This window comes from Bradyrhizobium sp. B120 (genome assembly GCF_049075665.1).
Lineage (GTDB): Bacteria > Pseudomonadota > Alphaproteobacteria > Rhizobiales > Xanthobacteraceae > Bradyrhizobium.
The window spans coordinates 8,532,459-8,548,444 of record NZ_CP185242.1 but is presented as its reverse complement, the minus strand read 5'-3'; the positions used below and the strand labels follow the sequence as shown (position 1 = coordinate 8,548,444).

At 64.0% G+C, this 15,986-nt stretch carries 16 protein-coding genes; 4 read left to right on the top strand and 12 right to left on the bottom strand.

Annotation, left to right across the window (positions count from 1 at the left end; translation table 11 throughout):
• Positions 1-16: 16 nt before the first annotated feature.
• The 7 genes from ACOIX3_RS39685 to ACOIX3_RS39655 form a co-directional block, all read right to left on the bottom strand.
• Positions 17-148 carry a DUF2474 domain-containing protein gene (locus tag ACOIX3_RS39685; RefSeq protein WP_097674366.1) on the bottom strand — a complete coding sequence of 44 codons (132 nt, stop codon included), beginning with the start codon at positions 146-148 and terminating at the stop codon, positions 17-19.
• Positions 148-1,158, bottom strand: a complete 1,011-nt coding sequence (cydB, locus tag ACOIX3_RS39680; protein ID WP_420967419.1) for a cytochrome d ubiquinol oxidase subunit II — start codon at positions 1,156-1,158, stop codon at positions 148-150. The genes ACOIX3_RS39685 and cydB overlap by 1 nt, the downstream gene beginning before the upstream one ends.
• A complete protein-coding gene (locus ACOIX3_RS39675) occupies positions 1,155-2,561 on the bottom strand; it encodes a cytochrome ubiquinol oxidase subunit I (RefSeq protein ID WP_420967418.1) in 1,407 nt (468 codons plus the stop codon). The genes cydB and ACOIX3_RS39675 overlap by 4 nt, the downstream gene beginning before the upstream one ends.
• Before the next feature lie 76 nt (positions 2,562-2,637).
• On the bottom strand, positions 2,638-3,216 hold the full coding sequence (locus ACOIX3_RS39670; RefSeq protein ID WP_420967417.1) for a redoxin domain-containing protein: 579 nt from the start codon (positions 3,214-3,216) through the stop codon (positions 2,638-2,640).
• Positions 3,217-3,234: 18 nt separating this feature from the next.
• Positions 3,235-3,930 (bottom strand): cytochrome c biogenesis CcdA family protein, encoded by a 696-nt coding sequence (locus ACOIX3_RS39665; protein ID WP_420967416.1) that lies wholly within the window; start codon positions 3,928-3,930, stop codon positions 3,235-3,237.
• Positions 3,931-4,346: 416 nt separating this feature from the next.
• A complete protein-coding gene (locus ACOIX3_RS39660; RefSeq protein ID WP_092122590.1) occupies positions 4,347-4,958 on the bottom strand; it encodes a sigma-70 family RNA polymerase sigma factor in 612 nt (203 codons plus the stop codon).
• A 234-nt stretch (positions 4,959-5,192) separates the two neighbouring features.
• On the bottom strand, positions 5,193-6,284 hold the full coding sequence (locus tag ACOIX3_RS39655) for an acyltransferase family protein (protein WP_420967415.1): 1,092 nt from the start codon (positions 6,282-6,284) through the stop codon (positions 5,193-5,195).
• Positions 6,285-6,496: 212 nt separating this feature from the next.
• On the opposite strand from ACOIX3_RS39655, the gene hrpB reads away from it, so the two are divergent.
• From hrpB to ACOIX3_RS39640, 3 genes are all read left to right on the top strand, one after another.
• Positions 6,497-8,965 (top strand): ATP-dependent helicase HrpB, encoded by a 2,469-nt coding sequence (hrpB, locus tag ACOIX3_RS39650; RefSeq protein WP_420967413.1) that lies wholly within the window; start codon positions 6,497-6,499, stop codon positions 8,963-8,965.
• Positions 8,966-9,238: 273 nt separating this feature from the next.
• Positions 9,239-10,705 carry an NCS1 family nucleobase:cation symporter-1 gene (locus ACOIX3_RS39645; protein ID WP_420967412.1) on the top strand — a complete coding sequence of 489 codons (1,467 nt, stop codon included), beginning with the start codon at positions 9,239-9,241 and terminating at the stop codon, positions 10,703-10,705.
• 189 nt (positions 10,706-10,894) lie between these two features.
• A complete protein-coding gene (locus ACOIX3_RS39640; protein ID WP_420971909.1) occupies positions 10,895-11,410 on the top strand; it encodes a TIGR02281 family clan AA aspartic protease in 516 nt (171 codons plus the stop codon).
• A gap of 183 nt (positions 11,411-11,593) precedes the next feature.
• On the opposite strand, the gene ACOIX3_RS39635 is transcribed toward ACOIX3_RS39640, so the two are convergent.
• From ACOIX3_RS39635 to ACOIX3_RS39615, 5 genes are all read right to left on the bottom strand, one after another.
• Positions 11,594-11,986, bottom strand: coding sequence for a hypothetical protein (locus ACOIX3_RS39635; RefSeq protein ID WP_420967411.1), 393 nt, complete (start codon positions 11,984-11,986; stop codon positions 11,594-11,596).
• Positions 11,987-12,224: 238 nt separating this feature from the next.
• Positions 12,225-12,500 (bottom strand): DUF6881 domain-containing protein, encoded by a 276-nt coding sequence (locus ACOIX3_RS39630; protein WP_420967410.1) that lies wholly within the window; start codon positions 12,498-12,500, stop codon positions 12,225-12,227.
• An 87-nt stretch (positions 12,501-12,587) separates the two neighbouring features.
• The gene (locus tag ACOIX3_RS39625; protein ID WP_420967409.1) at positions 12,588-13,073 is read right to left on the bottom strand and encodes a hypothetical protein; all 486 of its coding nucleotides are present in this window, start codon (positions 13,071-13,073) and stop codon (positions 12,588-12,590) included.
• Positions 13,074-13,082: 9 nt separating this feature from the next.
• Positions 13,083-13,811, bottom strand: a complete 729-nt coding sequence (locus ACOIX3_RS39620; protein WP_420967408.1) for a hypothetical protein — start codon at positions 13,809-13,811, stop codon at positions 13,083-13,085.
• A gap of 281 nt (positions 13,812-14,092) precedes the next feature.
• Positions 14,093-14,497 (bottom strand): hypothetical protein, encoded by a 405-nt coding sequence (locus ACOIX3_RS39615; RefSeq protein ID WP_420967407.1) that lies wholly within the window; start codon positions 14,495-14,497, stop codon positions 14,093-14,095.
• Between ACOIX3_RS39615 and ACOIX3_RS39610 the strand changes: the two genes are divergently transcribed.
• Positions 14,487-15,986 carry a phosphomannomutase/phosphoglucomutase gene (locus ACOIX3_RS39610; RefSeq protein WP_420967406.1) on the top strand — a complete coding sequence of 500 codons (1,500 nt, stop codon included), beginning with the start codon at positions 14,487-14,489 and terminating at the stop codon, positions 15,984-15,986. The genes ACOIX3_RS39615 and ACOIX3_RS39610 overlap by 11 nt on opposite strands.

Here is a 15,986-nt window from a genome sequence, read left to right as displayed (position 1 = left end):
CGCCGCGTGGGCTGCGTTATTTCGGCGCAATCCAGAGTCGCAACGCGAAAGAGACCAGGGTCACAGTGCCGACGCCGCCGAGCCAGAGCGCTGCGAACCACAGCAGACGCTGCCCAAGCGGCCGCTGATTCGGGCCCGGTGACGGCATCAATGGTATCCGTGGCCGGGGCGCACCTTGCCGCGGAACACCCAATAGGCCCAGGCGGTGTAGCCGAGGATCAGCGGCACCAGGATCGAGACCCCGAACAGCATGAAGATCTGGCTGTTCGCCGGCGACGCCGCCTGCCAGATCGTGATGCTCTGCGGCACGATGTACGGATACATGCTGATGCCGAGCCCGGCATAGGACAGTGCGAACAGGGCGAGCGTCAGGAAGAACGGCTGGTGGTCGTTCTTGTTGCTGAGGGCGCGCAGCAAGAGCGCGGTGACGGCGGCGACCGCGATCGGGACCGGCGCGGTGAGGATGATGTTGGGCCAGGCGAACCAGCGCTGGGTGTACTGCACGGCCAGGAACGGCGTTGCGATGCTGACGGCGCCGATCGCACACAGCATCGCGACCAACAACATCCAGCTCAGATGATAGGCGCGCTCGCGCAGCTCGCCTTCGGTCTTCATCACCAGCCAGGTCGCGCCTAGCAGCGCATAGCCGATCACGAGCGCAATGCCGGTCAGGACGCTGAACGGCGTCAGCCAATCCCACCAGCCACCGGCATAGTGGCGTCCCTCGACATGGATGCCCTGCAGGATGGCGCCGAGCGCGATGCCCTGCGCCAGCGTCGCGACCAGCGAGCCGCCGGCGAAGGCGAGGTCCCATTTGTTGCGCGCCTTCTGGGTCCGCCAGCGGAATTCGAAGGCGACGCCGCGGAACACGAGGCCGAGCAGCATCGCGATCATGGGCGTGTAGAGCGCCGGCATCAGCACCGCATAGGCCAGCGGAAACGCCGCCATCATGCCGCCGCCGCCGAGCACCAGCCAGGTCTCGTTGCCGTCCCACACCGGCGCCACCGTGTTCATGATGACGTCGCGATCGGTCTTTTGCGGGAACAGCGGAAACAGGATGCCGAGGCCGAGGTCGAAGCCGTCCATCACGACATAGACGAACACGGCAAAGGCGATGATGAAGGCCCAGATCGTGGCGAGGTCGATGGGAATGCTCATTGCGCGCCTCCCACGGCTGCACCTGCCGCCGGCGTGATGCCGGCCGCACGGGCGGGAAGGTCTTTTGTCGGGCCCTGCTCGCCGGGATGCGGCGGCTGCGCCATCAGCCGCAGGATGTAGATCACGCCCGCGGTGAACACGGCAAAATAGACGATGATGAAGGCGATCAGCGAGGAGCCCACCGCCGGCGCCGCCAGCGGCGATACCGAATCGGTGGTGCGCAGCAGCCCGTAGACGGTGAACGGCTGCCGCCCGGTCTCGGTGGTGATCCAGCCGGCGAGCACCGCAATGAAGCCGGCCGGGCCCATCAGGACCGCGAAGCGATGCAGCAGCTGTGACTGGTACATCATGCCGCGCCAGCGCATCAGCAGGCTGAACAGGCCGAGCCCGAGGATCAGGAAGCCGAGCCCGACCATGATGCGGAACGACCAGAAGGTGATCGGCACCGGCGGCCAGTTTTCACGCGGCACCGTGTCCAGGCCGGCGAGCGGTGCATCGAGCGAATGCTTCAGGATCAGCGACGACAGTTTCGGCACCTCGATCGCATATTTCACCTTCGCCTCACGCTGGTCGGGCCAGCCGAACAGGATCAGCGGCGCACCGTCCTTGTGGCTTTGGTAATGGCCTTCCATCGCCATCACCTTGGCCGGCTGGTGCTCCAGCGTGTTGAGGCCGTGCTGGTCGCCGGCGAGGATCTGGATCGGCGCCACCAGGGTCGCCATCCACATCGCCATCGAGAACATCACGCGCGGGCCGGCCAGATGCTGGTCGCGCAGCAGGTGCCAGGCGCCGACCCCGCCGACCACCAGCGAGGTGGTGAGATACGCCGCCAGCACCATGTGTACGAGGCGATAGGGGAATGACGGGTTGAAGATCACCTTCAGCCAGTCGGCGGCGACGAACTGGCCGTCGGCATTGACGGCATGGCCAGTCGGCGTCTGCATCCAGGAATTGGCCGACAGGATCCAGAACGCCGAGATCAGCGTGCCGATCGCGACCATCAACGTCGCCACGAAATGCAGCCTGGGGCCGACGCGCTCCAGCCCGAACAGCATGACGCCGAGGAAGCCGGCCTCGAGGAAGAACGCGGTCAAGACCTCATAGGCCATCATCGGGCCGATCACCGGCCCGGTCTTGTCGGCAAACGACGACCAGTTGGTGCCGAACTGGTAGGACATCACGATGCCCGAGACCACGCCCATGCCGAACGCGACCGCGAAGATCTTCAGCCAGTAATTGAACAGGTTGATGTAGACCTCGCGCCCGGTGGCCAGCCACAGCGCTTCGAGCACGGCGAGATAGCTCGCAAGCCCGATCGAGAATGCGGGAAACACGATGTGGAACGACATCGTGAAAGCGAATTGCGCGCGGGCGAGTACGACCGCATCCCAGCCTTCGAACATGATCCACCACCTGCCGTCGACCTGGCGTGGACCTTACCACGCCAGGTGTGACGACGACACAGGGCGGATTGTCCAATCAGCTATTGGCGTTGAGCAGCCGGGCGACGGTACGGTCGATCTCGTCGTACTGGCCCTCGCCGGCGTGCTGGAACACGATCTTGCCGTTCTGGTCGATGATGTATTGCGCCGGCCAATACTGGTTGCCGTAGGCGTTCCAGGTCTGCGAATTGTTGTCCTGGGCCACGGGATAGAGGATGCCGTGCCGCTTCAGCGCCGCCTGCACGTTGGAGGCCGAATGCTCGAACGGGAATTCCGGCGTGTGGACCCCGATCACGACGAGGCCGCGATCCCGGTACTTTGAATAAAGTTGGGTGACGTGCGGCAGCGTGTTGACGCAGTTGACGCAGCCATAGGTCCAGAAGTCCACCAGCACGACCTTGCCGCGCAGATCGGCGAGCTTGAGCGGCTGCGAATTGAACCAGTTGCTGATCCCGGCGAATTCGGGCGCGGTCTGGCTCTGCGCGGTGGTCATCGCGGTGGCCATCGGAACGGGCACGGCCGGCGCGTTGGACTCGGTGCAGAGGCCGGGGATGACGGCGCCGCCGAGGCCAAGGCCCGCCACCAGGGTGGATACAGCAATCAAGCGCAGGGACATCGATCTCTCCTTATGAGCTCACAGGCCGATCTGGCCGTTGGGATAGAACTGGGTCAGCCACGCCACGATCAGCGTGTCGTATTGCAGGTAGGACAGCGCGGCGAAGGCGATGATCACGACGCCGAATCCCTGTTGGAGCCGCGGCGCGATCCGCGCCATGCTGCGCACGCGGGTGGTGACGGCCTGCCCGCCATAGGCAATGGCAAGCATCGGGATGGCGGCGCCGATCGCGTAGGTGACGAGCTGCAGGCTCGCCCACGCCGTGTCCTTCGAGGTCGCGACGATGGTCAGGATCGACCCGAGCACGGGACCGGCGCACGGCGTCCACACCAGGCCGAGCGTCGAGCCGAGCACGAAGCCGCCGAACAGGCTCGGCGACGGCCCGGCTTGACCGAGGCTGCCGGCGGCGCCGGTCAGCCGGATCGACAGCCATTCGAACGGCGCCGGCCAGATCATCAACAGACCGAAGCCCGCAAGCAGGATCGCCGCGCCGGTCCGCAGCAGGTTCGGATCGAAGTCGAAGGCGCGCGTGATCGCGCTCAGCAGCAACGCCACCGCAGAGAATGACATCACGAAGCCGAGCGCGATCATCGCGGGCCGCGCCTTGCCGGTCTGGCCTATCGATACCCCAAGCAGGATCGGCAGCATCGGCAGGGTGCAAGGAGCGGCGACGGTGGCGACACCGGCAAGCAGGGCGAGGGCAAGGCTGAGCATCGTCGTCCGTCCATCAGAACTCCCGGCGCGCCAGAGGGCCGTGCCGGGTACACCTGATGTTCTTCGCGAGGACGGCGTGGGCCGTTACAGCCGAGCGATCCCAAGCGCCGTCACGTCCGTGTGAGACGAATTGTGATCGGCCTCACGACCGCGCGCCAAAAACAGAGCGACCCGGCTGGGGGGCATCCCGGCCGGGTCGTTGGAGGTTACTTGGGAGGTTAGAACTTAAGGAGGTATCGAAACCTGGGTCAGTGAATTGGGGTTGGGGTTGCGTCGTTGGATATGGGTATAGAGATCGCGTTTTTCCGGGTGATGTCGTCGATTGTTTCAATTGTTTCGTCGCCGAACTTTTTTGGCTTCGTGGACAATTGCCCGGGTTGCTTGATCTCCTCCTAAATTATTGAATTTGCTTTACTTTAGGCCGCGACGCTGTCCACGCCGGCGCCCCTCAGGAGGTCGGCGAGCTGCTTGCGGGCATAGAACATGCGGGTCTTCACCGTGCTCTGCGGGATACCGATGATCTGGCCGGCCTCCTCGACCGACTTCTCATGGTAGTAGACCAGATTGATGATCTCGCGGTGGGCCGGCGACAGCTTGGCCACGCAGGCGCGCAGGATCTCGCTGGTGGTGGCGCGATCGAGCGAGGTTTCCGGTGTATCGGCGCCGTCGGCGATCTCCAGCACGTCGTCCTGGTCGATGTCCTCATGCCGGCGCTGGCGCAGCGCGGTCAGCGCCTTGAAGCGGGCGATCGACAGCAACCAGGTCGAGACCTGCGAGCGGCCCTCGAACTGGGCCGCGGTGCGCCAGACGTCCAGGAACACCTGGCTGACCAGGTCCTCGGCCATCGTGGTGTCGCGCACCATGCGGAGCACGAAGCGGTAAACCCGGACGTTGTGACGGGCATAGAGCGTGTGCATCGAGGTGCGGTTATTCTTGGCGATATGCGCGAGCAGCGTTTCATCCGAGGTCGCGCGTGCAGCGTCGATGTGCTTCTTGGCTGCAGAGTTGATGGCGATGACGTTCGGCATGACAGGCTCCCAGTTCGCCGTTGGGCGGCGGTTCGTTGGGAGAATTGTTAGTTAGCGCCCGTTTCCGGATGTCTGCGCGAAAAGTGGAAAATGGTTTCGTGACCGGGAGAATTGTTTCGTCGCGGCCCTGGCGACGAAACATTCGGGTCCAAAAAGCCAGTTATTTCAATGTGCGGAAATTCGAACGGCCGGATTTGCCCCTGTCGGAACCAATCCGGGCCGTGACTTTTGGCACTATTCGGCCGCTTGCAGAGCGGGCGCTGCCTTTTTCGGGGCAATCCAGAACGCATCGGGCCGCTCGAACAGGAAATTGGCCCGGGCCGCCAGCGCCAGCCGCCAGATCAGGAGCGCGCCGGCGACGCCGACCGCGGTCACGATCAGCGCGACCCAGCCGATGTCGTGGATGACATCCAACCGCAGCAGCAGGGTGCGGGTCGCGGCCATCGGCAGGAAGAAGGCGAGGTAGATCACGATCGAGTGCTCGCCGCAGAAGCGCAGGAAGCCGAGCCAGTGCGCGCGCGCCAGCAGCGTGCCGGTCACGATGATCGCGCAGGCACCGGCGAGGCCGAGCGCCAGCGAGACGACCGGCCATTCGCTGATATCGAGCGCAACCAGGCCGCCATTGACGAGCGCCCAGAGCCCAAGCCCGAGCAGCGCAAATGCGGGTCGCGCCCGCGCGCGGTCCGACAGCGCGAACACGTAGGCAGCGAGCACATAGCCGGTGAAGAAGTAGACGAAGCGGGCGCAGAACTCGTCGATCACGGTCCAGCCGGTCACGACATGCGCGCTCTCCAGAGCTGCCGCGATCAGCCAGATCGCGAGCGGGTGGATGTTGCGCGTGAGCTTGGTGACGACGAAGAAGATCGGCAGCAGATAGATGAACCACAGCGTGCCGAACGGCTCGATGAAGGCCTCGAGATATTGCAGCCCGACCGCAGCCCAGCCGGCCTCGGCGGCCAGCGACGGCGCCTTGAAGCCGAACTGGATCGTCACCCACAGCACGTAGAAGTAGGCGAAGTGCATCACCTTGCGATCGAGATAGGTGCGCCAGTCGCGATCGATCACGACCGACAGGAACAGGCCCGAGATCAGGAAAAAGTCCGGCATCCGGAACGGTTTTGCGAACATCACGACATAATGCATGAAGCCGGTCTGCTCGGCGGCCTTCTCGACCCCCAGCACCGAATGCATCATCACGACCATGACGATGCAGATGCCCTTGGCATAGTCGACCCAATCGACGCGCGCGGCCGCGTTCCCAAGTGATCGATCAAGTGATCGATCAACGGAACGATCTGTCGCAGCCTTTGTGCCGTTTGTGGTCATCCTTGTCCCGTTCCGGCGTGATTGGGCGCATCATCGGCCCGATCTCTTGCTTTCTCCTTTACCCATACAAATGATGTGCCGCCGAAGCCGGCCCTATCCCCGGTTCCCTGCAACAGGCGAATGGTCTAAGAGGCCCGGAAATCCTAGAAGAAGCCGTGCTTCGTTAACCACAGGACGCAGGTCGGCCGAGCGCCGCTGCCGCATGAGACTCCTTGCCGCACCATTTCGATAGCCCGCTGCCGATCGATGCCGTGCTCGATGAGCTCGACCGCACGCTCGATCGCCACAATGCCGCCGTGCTGGTCGCGCCGCCCGGCGCCGGCAAGACCACGCGCGTGCCGCTGGCGTTGCTCGATGCGCCCTGGGCCAAGGGGAAGAAGATCATCGTGCTGGAGCCGCGCCGCATCGCCGCGCGCGCCAGCGCCGAGCGGATGGCGAAGACGCTCGGCGAACGTCCCGGTGAGACCGTCGGCTATCGGGTGCGCTTCGGCTCAAAGGTGTCGCGCGCGACGCGGATCGAGGTCGTGACCGAGGGCATCTTCTCGCGCCAGATCCTCGACGATCCCGAGCTCACCGGCGTCGCCGCGGTGCTGTTCGACGAATTCCACGAGCGCTCGCTCGATGCCGATCTCGGGCTGGCGCTGGCGCGCGACGCGCAGACCGGCCTGCGCGAGGATCTGCGCATCCTCGTGATGTCGGCAACGCTCGACGGCGCGCGCGTCGCAAAACTGCTCGGCGACGCGCCTGTGGTCGAGAGCGAGGGCCGCGCCTTTCCGGTCGAGACCCGCTATGTCGGCCGCAAGGTCGATGCGCCGGTCGAGCGGCAGATGGCCGAGACGATCGCGACCGCGCTGCGCGCCGATGCCGGCTCGGTGCTTGCCTTCCTGCCGGGCGCGGCCGAGATCCGCCGCACCCAGACATTTCTCGCCGAGCGCGTGCATGACGCCTCGGTGGAGATCGTGCCGCTGTTCGGCGCGCTCGATGCCGCCGTGCAGGATCGCGCCATTGCGCCGGCGCCGACGGGGATCCGCAAGGTGGTGCTGGCGACCTCGATCGCTGAGACGTCGCTGACCATCGAGGGCGTCCGCATTGTGGTGGACTCGGGCCTGGCGCGGGTGCCGCGCTACGAGCCGGATATTGCGCTGACCCGGCTCGAGACGGTGCGGGCCTCGCGCGCCGCGGTCGATCAGCGGCGCGGCCGCGCCGGCCGTACCGAGCCCGGCGTCTGTTATCGTCTGTGGGACGAGCCGCAGACCGCATCGCTCCCGGCCTACACCGCGCCCGAGATCCTCTCCGCCGACCTGTCCTCGCTGGTGCTTGACCTCGCGCAATGGGGCGTCAGCGATCCCGCAAGCCTGGCCTTCCTCGATCCACCGCCCGGGCCGGCGCTGAAGGAAGCAAGATCGCTGCTCGACGAGCTCGGTGCGATCGACGGCGACGGCCGTATCACCGAGGAGGGCAAGAGCCTGCGCGCGCTGGCGCTGCCGCCGCGGCTGGCGCGCATGATCGTGGATTCCGCGCGCTTCGGCGCAGGCGAGGAGGCGGCCGAGATCGCCGCCGTGCTGAGCGAGCGCGGGCTCGGCGGCGACAGCGTCGATCTCGACCACAGGCTCGACCAGTTCCGCCGCGACCGCTCGCAGCGGGCATCAAGCGCGCGCAGCATGGCCGCGCGCTGGGCTGCGCAGGTGAAGGTGGCGGTGAGCGAGCCGAAGGATCTCTCCACCGGCGTCATGCTGGCCTTCGCGTTTCCCGATCGCGTCGCGAAGAATCGCGGCAATGGCAGCTTCGTGCTGGCCAATGGCCGCGGCGCTGCCGTGGAGCAGACCGCGGCGCTGGCGCGGCTGCCTTATATCGCGGTCGCCGAACTGACGGGGACGGCTGCGAACGGCCGCATCCTGCTGGCGGCGCCGATCACCCAGGACGAGATCGAGCAGCGCTTCGCCGACCAGATCGAAAACGTCGAAGAGGTGACGTTCGACCGCGGCGCGATGGCGTTGCGCGCGCGCCGCCGGCGTTCGCTGCATGCGATCACGCTGTCGGAGGCGCCGATGTCGCTCAAGCCATCGGCCGAGACCGCGCGCGTCTTCGCCGACGGCCTGATCGCGGCCGGGCTCGACCGGCTGCCGTGGTCGAAGCATTCCAAGCAGTGGCGCGACCGAATCATGTTCCTGCGCAAGGCCGAGGACGAAAGCTGGCCCGATCTGTCGGACGCGGCACTTGCCGCGCGCGCCGACGACTGGCTGGTGCCGGCGCTCTATGACAAGACCGCGCTCAAGGATCTGTCCGTCGGCGACCTGTCGGACGCGTTGATGGCGCTGTTGCCGTGGGAGTTGCGGGCGCGGCTCGAGCGCGAGGCGCCGACGCATTTCGAGGCGCCGACCGGCACGCAGCTTGCGATCGACTACGAGGCCGAGCAGGGCCCGACCATCGCGGTGCGGCTGCAGGAGCTGTTCGGGCTCAACACCCATCCCTCGATCGCGAAGGGTGCGGTGCCGTTGGTGCTGGAACTGCTGTCGCCGGCGCAGCGGCCGGTGCAGGTGACGCGCGACCTGCCGGGTTTTTGGCGCGGCAGTTACGCCGCCGTGCGTTCCGATCTGCGCGGCCGCTATCCGCGCCATCCCTGGCCGGAAGATCCCGCCAGCGCGATGCCGACCCGGCGCGTGAAGCCGCGCGGGACTTGATATCAGCGCGAGCGCGCAGCGTTGTTTCTCATTCGTCGTCCCGGCGAAGGCCGGGACCCATACACCGCGGCCGGTGTTGTGGACGGGACTCGTCGTTCCAACATCGCGCAATAAGAGACACTTGTGGTTATGGGTCCCGGCCTTCGCCGGGACGACACTGAGTCTCTCTTTTCCCGTTCACGCCTGATCGGTTGCGCTGGCGAGCGTCGGCAAACGGTGGTTAGATTTGCATGCTGGGATGGGATCACGGGCTCGCAGTTTGGGGAGGCCGCCATGGACTTCAAGAATCTGGAGATCAAGAACGCATCGCCGTCGCTGTACAATGAAGACCTCGCGCCGGCCAAAGAACGCAACTGGGGCGCCTTCAGCATCTTCAATGTCTGGACCTCTGACGTCCACAGCCTGTGGGGCTATTATCTCGCCGCCAGCCTGTTCCTGCTCTGCGGCAGCTTCGTCAACTTCGTCATCGCAATCGGCGCCGGCTCGCTGGTGATCTTCGTGCTGATGAGCCTGATCGGCAATGCCGGCGTCAGGACCGGCGTGCCCTATCCGGTGCTGGCGCGGGCCTCGTTCGGGATCTGGGGCGCCAATATTCCGGCGCTGGTGCGCGCCATCGTCGCCTGCTTCTGGTACGGCGCGCAGACCGCGGCGGCCTCGGGCGCGATCGTCGCGCTGCTGACGCGCATCGACGGCTTCAAGGCGTTCCACCAGTCCAGCCATGTGCTCGGCCATTCCGGGCTCGAAGTGATCTGCTTCGTGGTGATCTGGGCGCTGCAACTCCTGATCATCCAGCGCGGCATGGAGACGGTGCGGCGCTTTCAGGATTGGGCAGGCCCCGCGGTGTGGCTGATGATGCTGGTCCTTGCGATCTATCTCTGCATCGCCGCCGGTGGCATCTCGCTGACGGCGCCGATCCCGCAGGACGTGCTGCTGGAGAAGACCAAGGAGGCCGGCGTGCCCGGCGTGCCCGGCTCGTTCCCGGCGCTCTGCGCCGTCGCTGCGACCTGGATCACCTATTTCGCCGCGCTCTATCTCAACTTCTGCGACTTCTCGCGTTACGCGCCCGACGTGCACGCGCTGCGCAAGGGCAATATCTGGGGCTTGCCGGTCAACCTGATCCTGTTCTCGCTGGTCGCCGGGGTCACCACGATCGCGGCGTTCAACGTCTATCACGAGGTGCTGCTGCATCCCGACCAGATCTCGGCGAAGTTCGACAGCTGGTTCCTGGCGCTGCTCGCCGCGGTCACCTTCGCGGTGGCAACGCTCGGCATCAACGTGGTCGCCAATTTCGTCTCGCCGGCGTTCGATTTCTCCAACGTGTTTCCGCGCCATATCGACTTCAAGAAGGGCGGCTACATTGCGGCGCTGATCGCGCTCGCGCTCTATCCGTTCGCGCCCTGGGAGGGCAGCGCCGCCTCGTTCGTCGGATTGATCGGCGCGACCATGGGGCCGATCTACGGGATCATGATGGTCGACTATTATCTGATTGCCAAAGGTCGCGTGAACGTGCCGGCGCTGTACCAGGAGGACGGCGAATATCGCTTCCAGAACGGCTGGAACGTCAGCGCCCTGATCGCGGCCGCGATCGGCGCGCTGTTCTCGTCGGTGCTGCCGAATTTCACCTCGATCCTGCCGTCGTGGTGGGCGGTCTATGGCTGGTTCTTCGGGGTCGCCATCGCGGGCGCGGTCTATTACGCGCTGCGGGTGGCGATGCCGAGCCCGGTCGCCAGAACGGCCTGAAAGACCGCCTGAGGGCCGGCAAATTCGTCTCCGGGCAGGCGGCCGATGACATTCGGCCGCCTCTCGCATGTCATCTTAACCCTTCGCTCATCCTTTTCGCCAAAATGGCAGGCTCGTGCGCCCGCCCTCGCTCGCGGCGGGGCGGGCGGCGTGGTGAAATTGCGTGTTCGGTTTTCCGAGTATGGTGTCATGCGTAACCTGATGATTTTCGCGGCCATCCTGATCGGGCTGGGCACCTTCATGGCCCAGATGGCCAGCAAGATGGCGCCCGCCGCCGCGACCACCACGAAGCAGACCATCGCCCCCGCCGTCACGATGGCGCAGGCCAGCGCCGCCCGCACCCTCAGCATCGCGCCCGATCCGCGCGGTCATTTCGCGACCGACGGCCGCATCGATGGCCAGCACATCAACTTCATGGTCGACACCGGCGCCTCCGTGGTGGCTTTGAACGAGACCTCGGCCGCGCGCTTCGGCCTGCGCCCGGTGCCGGGCGATTACACCTCGCGGGTCACCACCGCGAACGGTACCATCAAGGCCGCGCGAGCCCGCCTCGCCATGGTCGAGATCGGCGGCATCACCGTACGCGACGTCGACGCCCTGGTGCTGCCGGACGAGGCGCTGTCGGAAAACCTGCTCGGCCTGTCCTTCCTGTCCAAGCTGAAGCGCTTCGAATACGCCAACGGCAAATTGTTGCTGGAGCAATAGGCAGCACTTTCGCACCGCGAGGGAATTCAGGGCGCTGCTTGTTCACATTTCGGGAATGAGAGGATAGTCGAGTCGATCTTCGCAACGGCGCGGCATTTCCGCCAGACGTTTGCGGGCAACGTCAGACCTGAGGCGCTTTCGCAGAGTGTCGAGCCGGTCTCCCGGCGGACTCACCGTAAATCTCTATTGCGGAGTTACCTCCACACACTGAGCGGGGTCTGTAATACAGAACTCAGTTTTCCCGGTAATCTGATCGATTTTCCAAGAGCCTAACACTGGCAATCCGCCAAAAATGTTTGAAATCCCTCCCTGTACGTTAGGTCCTTTGCCGGTTGGTTTCTCTGGAAAGCCGGGCCTCTCGGTGCATTGACCGGTCAATTGCTTGGTCTCGGCGTCGAGGACTGCGGTGCAATGCTGAAGCTTCTGGTTCTTGTGGTCGAGGCGTTCGACAGCATAATGGTTTACCCCAGTTTCCACAGTCGCAAACTCAGCGGAAAACTCGTAATCCGCAGCGAACCCAACGGCCGATGTCACGGTTAGCGAAAGTGCGAGTATCCCGGTCCTCGAAAGCTTCATGAGACCTCTCAATGTCTTCGCCTGTGATGCGGACCATATCCCCAGATCGGAGGAGTTCGGACCACGTCCACTATTGCGCCAAAAGCGGAAGAGTTCATTTCACCTTGAGATAGGTCATAGGCCGGATACCTTTCCGCTGCGGCGGTGCACTCGCTAAATGCCGGCGGCGTTGCGAAGCCGCGCCGTCTTGATCTGTTGGCCGTGCTTGCGGATCGTGCCGTGCAGCAGCGCAACCCGTTTACGCCGTCGCCATTGCCCAGATTTTTTCGAACTCGGACGTCGATATCACTTCCGGCTCGACCACGGGATTGGCGGCGATCTCCTCAACGGACGGCAATGGCATCTGACCTAGGCCCGTTTCCTCGAACTCGACTTCAGTATCGGCATACAGCATCCTTCCGTCGGGAAAGATTTCGACGTTACGAAGCTCCCAACGTTCGTCATCCAACTCACTGTAGATAAGCACTGGTTCATCGGCGTGCGCGTGAATCCATTTCACCTTGAGATAGGTCATTGGTCGGATATCCGTCCGCCGGACGTTCGCGGGCAACATCGGACCTGAAGCGCTTGCGCAGAGTGTCGAGCCGGCCTCCCGGCGTGCTCACCGTAAATCCCTAGCGCACTCTCTAATATAGTCGGGCGGATCGCCGACATTTGGGCAGCGCACTACCTCAGAACATGAAATCTCATCATGCAGCTTAAATATCGAGACTTTTAAACGCTCGCCTTTCTCCGTCGGTTTCCCAATAATAGCTATGCCCAGGCCGGCACCGTCGCCCGATAGCGACACCTCATCTTCCCCAAAGGGAAAAACGGATAGGCACTCTTTCGGCACATCAGTCCATTGCCCATTCTGTTCGATGCGCATCGACCGTTCCAAGCCTGCCCCAAACCCTTTCTTTTCCGGGTTTCGGTCGCAAACTGCCTTGAGGGTGCGAAGTTCGATCCTCGCAAGATCCCCGCCTTGTTGATTTTTGAAGGTCAAAGTCACGACATCCGGCTTACACCAGGGGCCGGAGTTTGCTTTGCATACCGTTGAACTGGAGAGGAGAAGGCATAAGGCTCCCGCGAACGCGAACATTTTCATCGGCATCACTCAATATTTGTATCGATTCCAATCAGGCATTCTCGACCCCGTTGGCTTGCCGTCATGCCAATACAAATAGCTCCCATCCCAAGATCCAACCCACGCTCGATAATCTGGAGTTTTCTGGGAATAAGCCTTCGCATTGTCTCGATCTCCATCGCTCTCGAGCTGATTATCCCAGTGCATGTGCCCACGTGCCGCCGCACCGCTATCGCCAAACCCCACACCGCCGCCTAGCGCTCCGTCCTGGAATCCGCGCGCGATCTGATCGAAGTAATATAGTCCGCCGCGCTTATGAATTTCCACGCCCAGTTCGGGGATAAAACCCCTGCTCTTGGTCTCTTCCGGGTAATGTTGGGCACCAAGGTCTAGCATTTCCTTACGGGCAGCATCCCATGCGCGCTCCGCGCTCTCGAACCCGATCCCCGCATTGCGGCTAGGATAGTCGCCACCTTCGGCGCCGCCAAAGCGCTTGATGCCGGCGATGCCACCCGATCCGCTGGAGCTGTTGCCAGTCGCCGGCCCGTTGACGCCGGGCTGACCGGCTCCGGTCGAAGGCTGTTGCTGTTGGGTTTGCGGCTGTGGCTCCTGCGCTAGTTGAGTTGGTGTCGGTGGCTGTTGAATCTGCACCTGTTGAATTACGCCATCCGCGGCGAACGGATCGTGGTCAACCGGAATGAGCGAGCAGTCATCGAAATCCGGCTGATGGTCCACCGGCACCAGAGAGTAATCAGGCATTGATCATCACCTACAGATATGCGCACGCCTTCGGGCGAGTGCGTGCGTGACCGCACCTCGCGGAGAGGGCTGGGTTGGCGTTCTGTGTTTGAAGGCGAGTGCTTGAAGGATTGGCTTGCGCGGCGGCGCGGAAGTGTCGCTTCCGGTTCGGCTTGCCGATCGTCTTTGCCGGGCGTCCGTCTGTCGGCGGGGTCGGCCCTGGCTGTCAGCCAGTTCGGTTCGCTGCGGCGGCCAATCTCGGCGCGCTCGGCAATGGATTGGCCGACAGCGGCCTGTCCGATTCAAAAAGCCCGCAGCGGATTTTCCGGTGCGGGCTCAATTGTTGCGACGATGAAAATATACCGGTGAGTTGCCCGACGTGTCAATTGTTCGACGCGCATTGTTCGACGCGCAGATTGCAGAGCGCCGGGAGCCGCTGAAATAACAACCGCACGGCAATGCCTGTCCTTGCCTGGCGCCACCCCTGCAGAAACGATGCTGGGTCTGAGCGATTGGATGTCAAGCGGCTCGTAGGGCGCAACAGCGTGGCGTATCGCGCCGGCGTGCAGGTCTTTCGCCGACGCCAAATCTGCCGCAATTATTAGCCACAAGCCGTCAATCCTGCCTTCCGCTGCGGCGATGCATTCGCTAAAGCCAGCGGCACTGTTCCTCCGCATTTCCACGAGGCCGTTTCTGATGTTTCCCAAGCCGAAATCCGCGCTGGTCCCGAACACCTATGCCTTCGAATCCGAGCCGATGGTGAAGCCGACCGGGTTTCGCGAATACGACGCGCGCTGGCTGTTCAACAAAGAAATCAATTTGATGGGCGTGCAGGCGCTGGGCATGGGGCTCGGCGCGCTGATCGCGGAGCTCGGCGTCAGGCAGGAGATCGTCACCGGTCACGATTTCCGCGGCTATTCCGCGTCGATCAAATACGCGCTGATTTCAGGCCTGATGGCGGCGGGCTGCAAGGTGCACGACATCGGGCTCGCGGTGACGCCGATGGCCTATTTCGCGCAGTTCGATCTCGACGTGCCCTGCGTCGCCATGGTCACCGCCTCGCACAACGACAATGGCTGGACCGGCGTCAAGATGGGCGCCAACCGTCCGCTCACCTTCGGCCCCGACGAGATGATGCGGCTGAAGGAGATCGTGCTCAACGCCGACTTCAACAACAAGGCCGGCGGCTCCTATCAATTCCATGAAAACTTTCCGGCGCGCTACATCGCCGATCTCACCAGCCGGTCGAAACTGACGCGCAAACTGAAGGTCGTGGTGGCCTGTGGCAACGGCACCGCGGGCGCGTTCGCGCCGCAGGTGATGGAGGCGATCGGCTGCGAGGTGATCCCGCTCGACACCGAGCTCGATCACACCTTCCCGAAATACAATCCGAATCCGGAAGACATGGAGATGCTGCACGCGATCCGCGATGCGGTGCTGGCGCACAAGGCCGATGTCGGCCTCGGCTTCGACGGTGACGGCGACCGCTGCGGCGTGGTCGACAACACCGGCGAGGAGATCTTTGCCGACAAGGTCGGCGTCATGCTGGCGCGCGACATGTCGGCGATCAACGCCAACGCGCAGTTCGTCGTCGACGTGAAGTCGACTGGGCTGTTCGTGACCGATCCCGTGTTGCAGAAGCAGGGTGCGAAAACCGTCTATTGGAAGACCGGCCATTCCTACATGAAGCGCCGCACCAACGAATTGGGCGCGCTCGCCGGGTTCGAGAAGTCCGGCCACTTCTTCTTCAACAAGCCGTTCGGCCGCGGCTATGACGACGGCCTGGTGTCGGCGATCGCGATCTGCGAGATGCTCGACCGCGCCCCCGGCAAGTCGATGGCCGACCTGAAGGACGCGCTGCCGAAGACCTGGTCGTCGCCGACCATGTCGCCGCATTGCGCCGACGAGGCGAAATACGGCGTGGCCGACGCTGTCGTGAAGCACTTCGAGACGCTGCAGCAGCAGGGCGCGCAGGTCGCGGGCCAGACCATCCGCGATCTCGTCACCGTCAACGGCGTGCGCGTCACGGTCGCGGACGGCAGCTGGGGCCTGGTGCGCGCGTCCTCCAACAAGCCGGAGCTCGTGGTCGTGGTGGAAAGCCCGGTCAGCGAGCAGCGCATGCGCGACATGTTCGAGGCGATGGATTCGGTGCTGCGCACGCACCCCGAGGTCGGCGAATACAATCAGAAGATTTGA

Coding starts and splice junctions, on each gene's coding strand:
- ACOIX3_RS39685 (WP_097674366.1), bottom strand. CDS start 148: ATGCCGTCACCGGGCCCGAATCAGCGGCCGCTTGGGCAGCGTCTGCTG.
- cydB (WP_420967419.1), bottom strand. CDS start 1,158: ATGAGCATTCCCATCGACCTCGCCACGATCTGGGCCTTCATCATCGCC.
- ACOIX3_RS39675 (WP_420967418.1), bottom strand. CDS start 2,561: ATGTTCGAAGGCTGGGATGCGGTCGTACTCGCCCGCGCGCAATTCGCT.
- ACOIX3_RS39670 (WP_420967417.1), bottom strand. CDS start 3,216: ATGTCCCTGCGCTTGATTGCTGTATCCACCCTGGTGGCGGGCCTTGGC.
- ACOIX3_RS39665 (WP_420967416.1), bottom strand. CDS start 3,930: ATGCTCAGCCTTGCCCTCGCCCTGCTTGCCGGTGTCGCCACCGTCGCC.
- ACOIX3_RS39660 (WP_092122590.1), bottom strand. CDS start 4,958: ATGCCGAACGTCATCGCCATCAACTCTGCAGCCAAGAAGCACATCGAC.
- ACOIX3_RS39655 (WP_420967415.1), bottom strand. CDS start 6,284: ATGACCACAAACGGCACAAAGGCTGCGACAGATCGTTCCGTTGATCGA.
- ACOIX3_RS39645 (WP_420967412.1), top strand. CDS start 9,239: ATGGACTTCAAGAATCTGGAGATCAAGAACGCATCGCCGTCGCTGTAC.
- ACOIX3_RS39640 (WP_420971909.1), top strand. CDS start 10,895: ATGCGTAACCTGATGATTTTCGCGGCCATCCTGATCGGGCTGGGCACC.
- ACOIX3_RS39635 (WP_420967411.1), bottom strand. CDS start 11,986: ATGAAGCTTTCGAGGACCGGGATACTCGCACTTTCGCTAACCGTGACA.
- ACOIX3_RS39630 (WP_420967410.1), bottom strand. CDS start 12,500: ATGACCTATCTCAAGGTGAAATGGATTCACGCGCACGCCGATGAACCA.
- ACOIX3_RS39625 (WP_420967409.1), bottom strand. CDS start 13,073: ATGAAAATGTTCGCGTTCGCGGGAGCCTTATGCCTTCTCCTCTCCAGT.
- ACOIX3_RS39620 (WP_420967408.1), bottom strand. CDS start 13,811: ATGCCTGATTACTCTCTGGTGCCGGTGGACCATCAGCCGGATTTCGAT.
- ACOIX3_RS39610 (WP_420967406.1), top strand. CDS start 14,487: ATGTTTCCCAAGCCGAAATCCGCGCTGGTCCCGAACACCTATGCCTTC.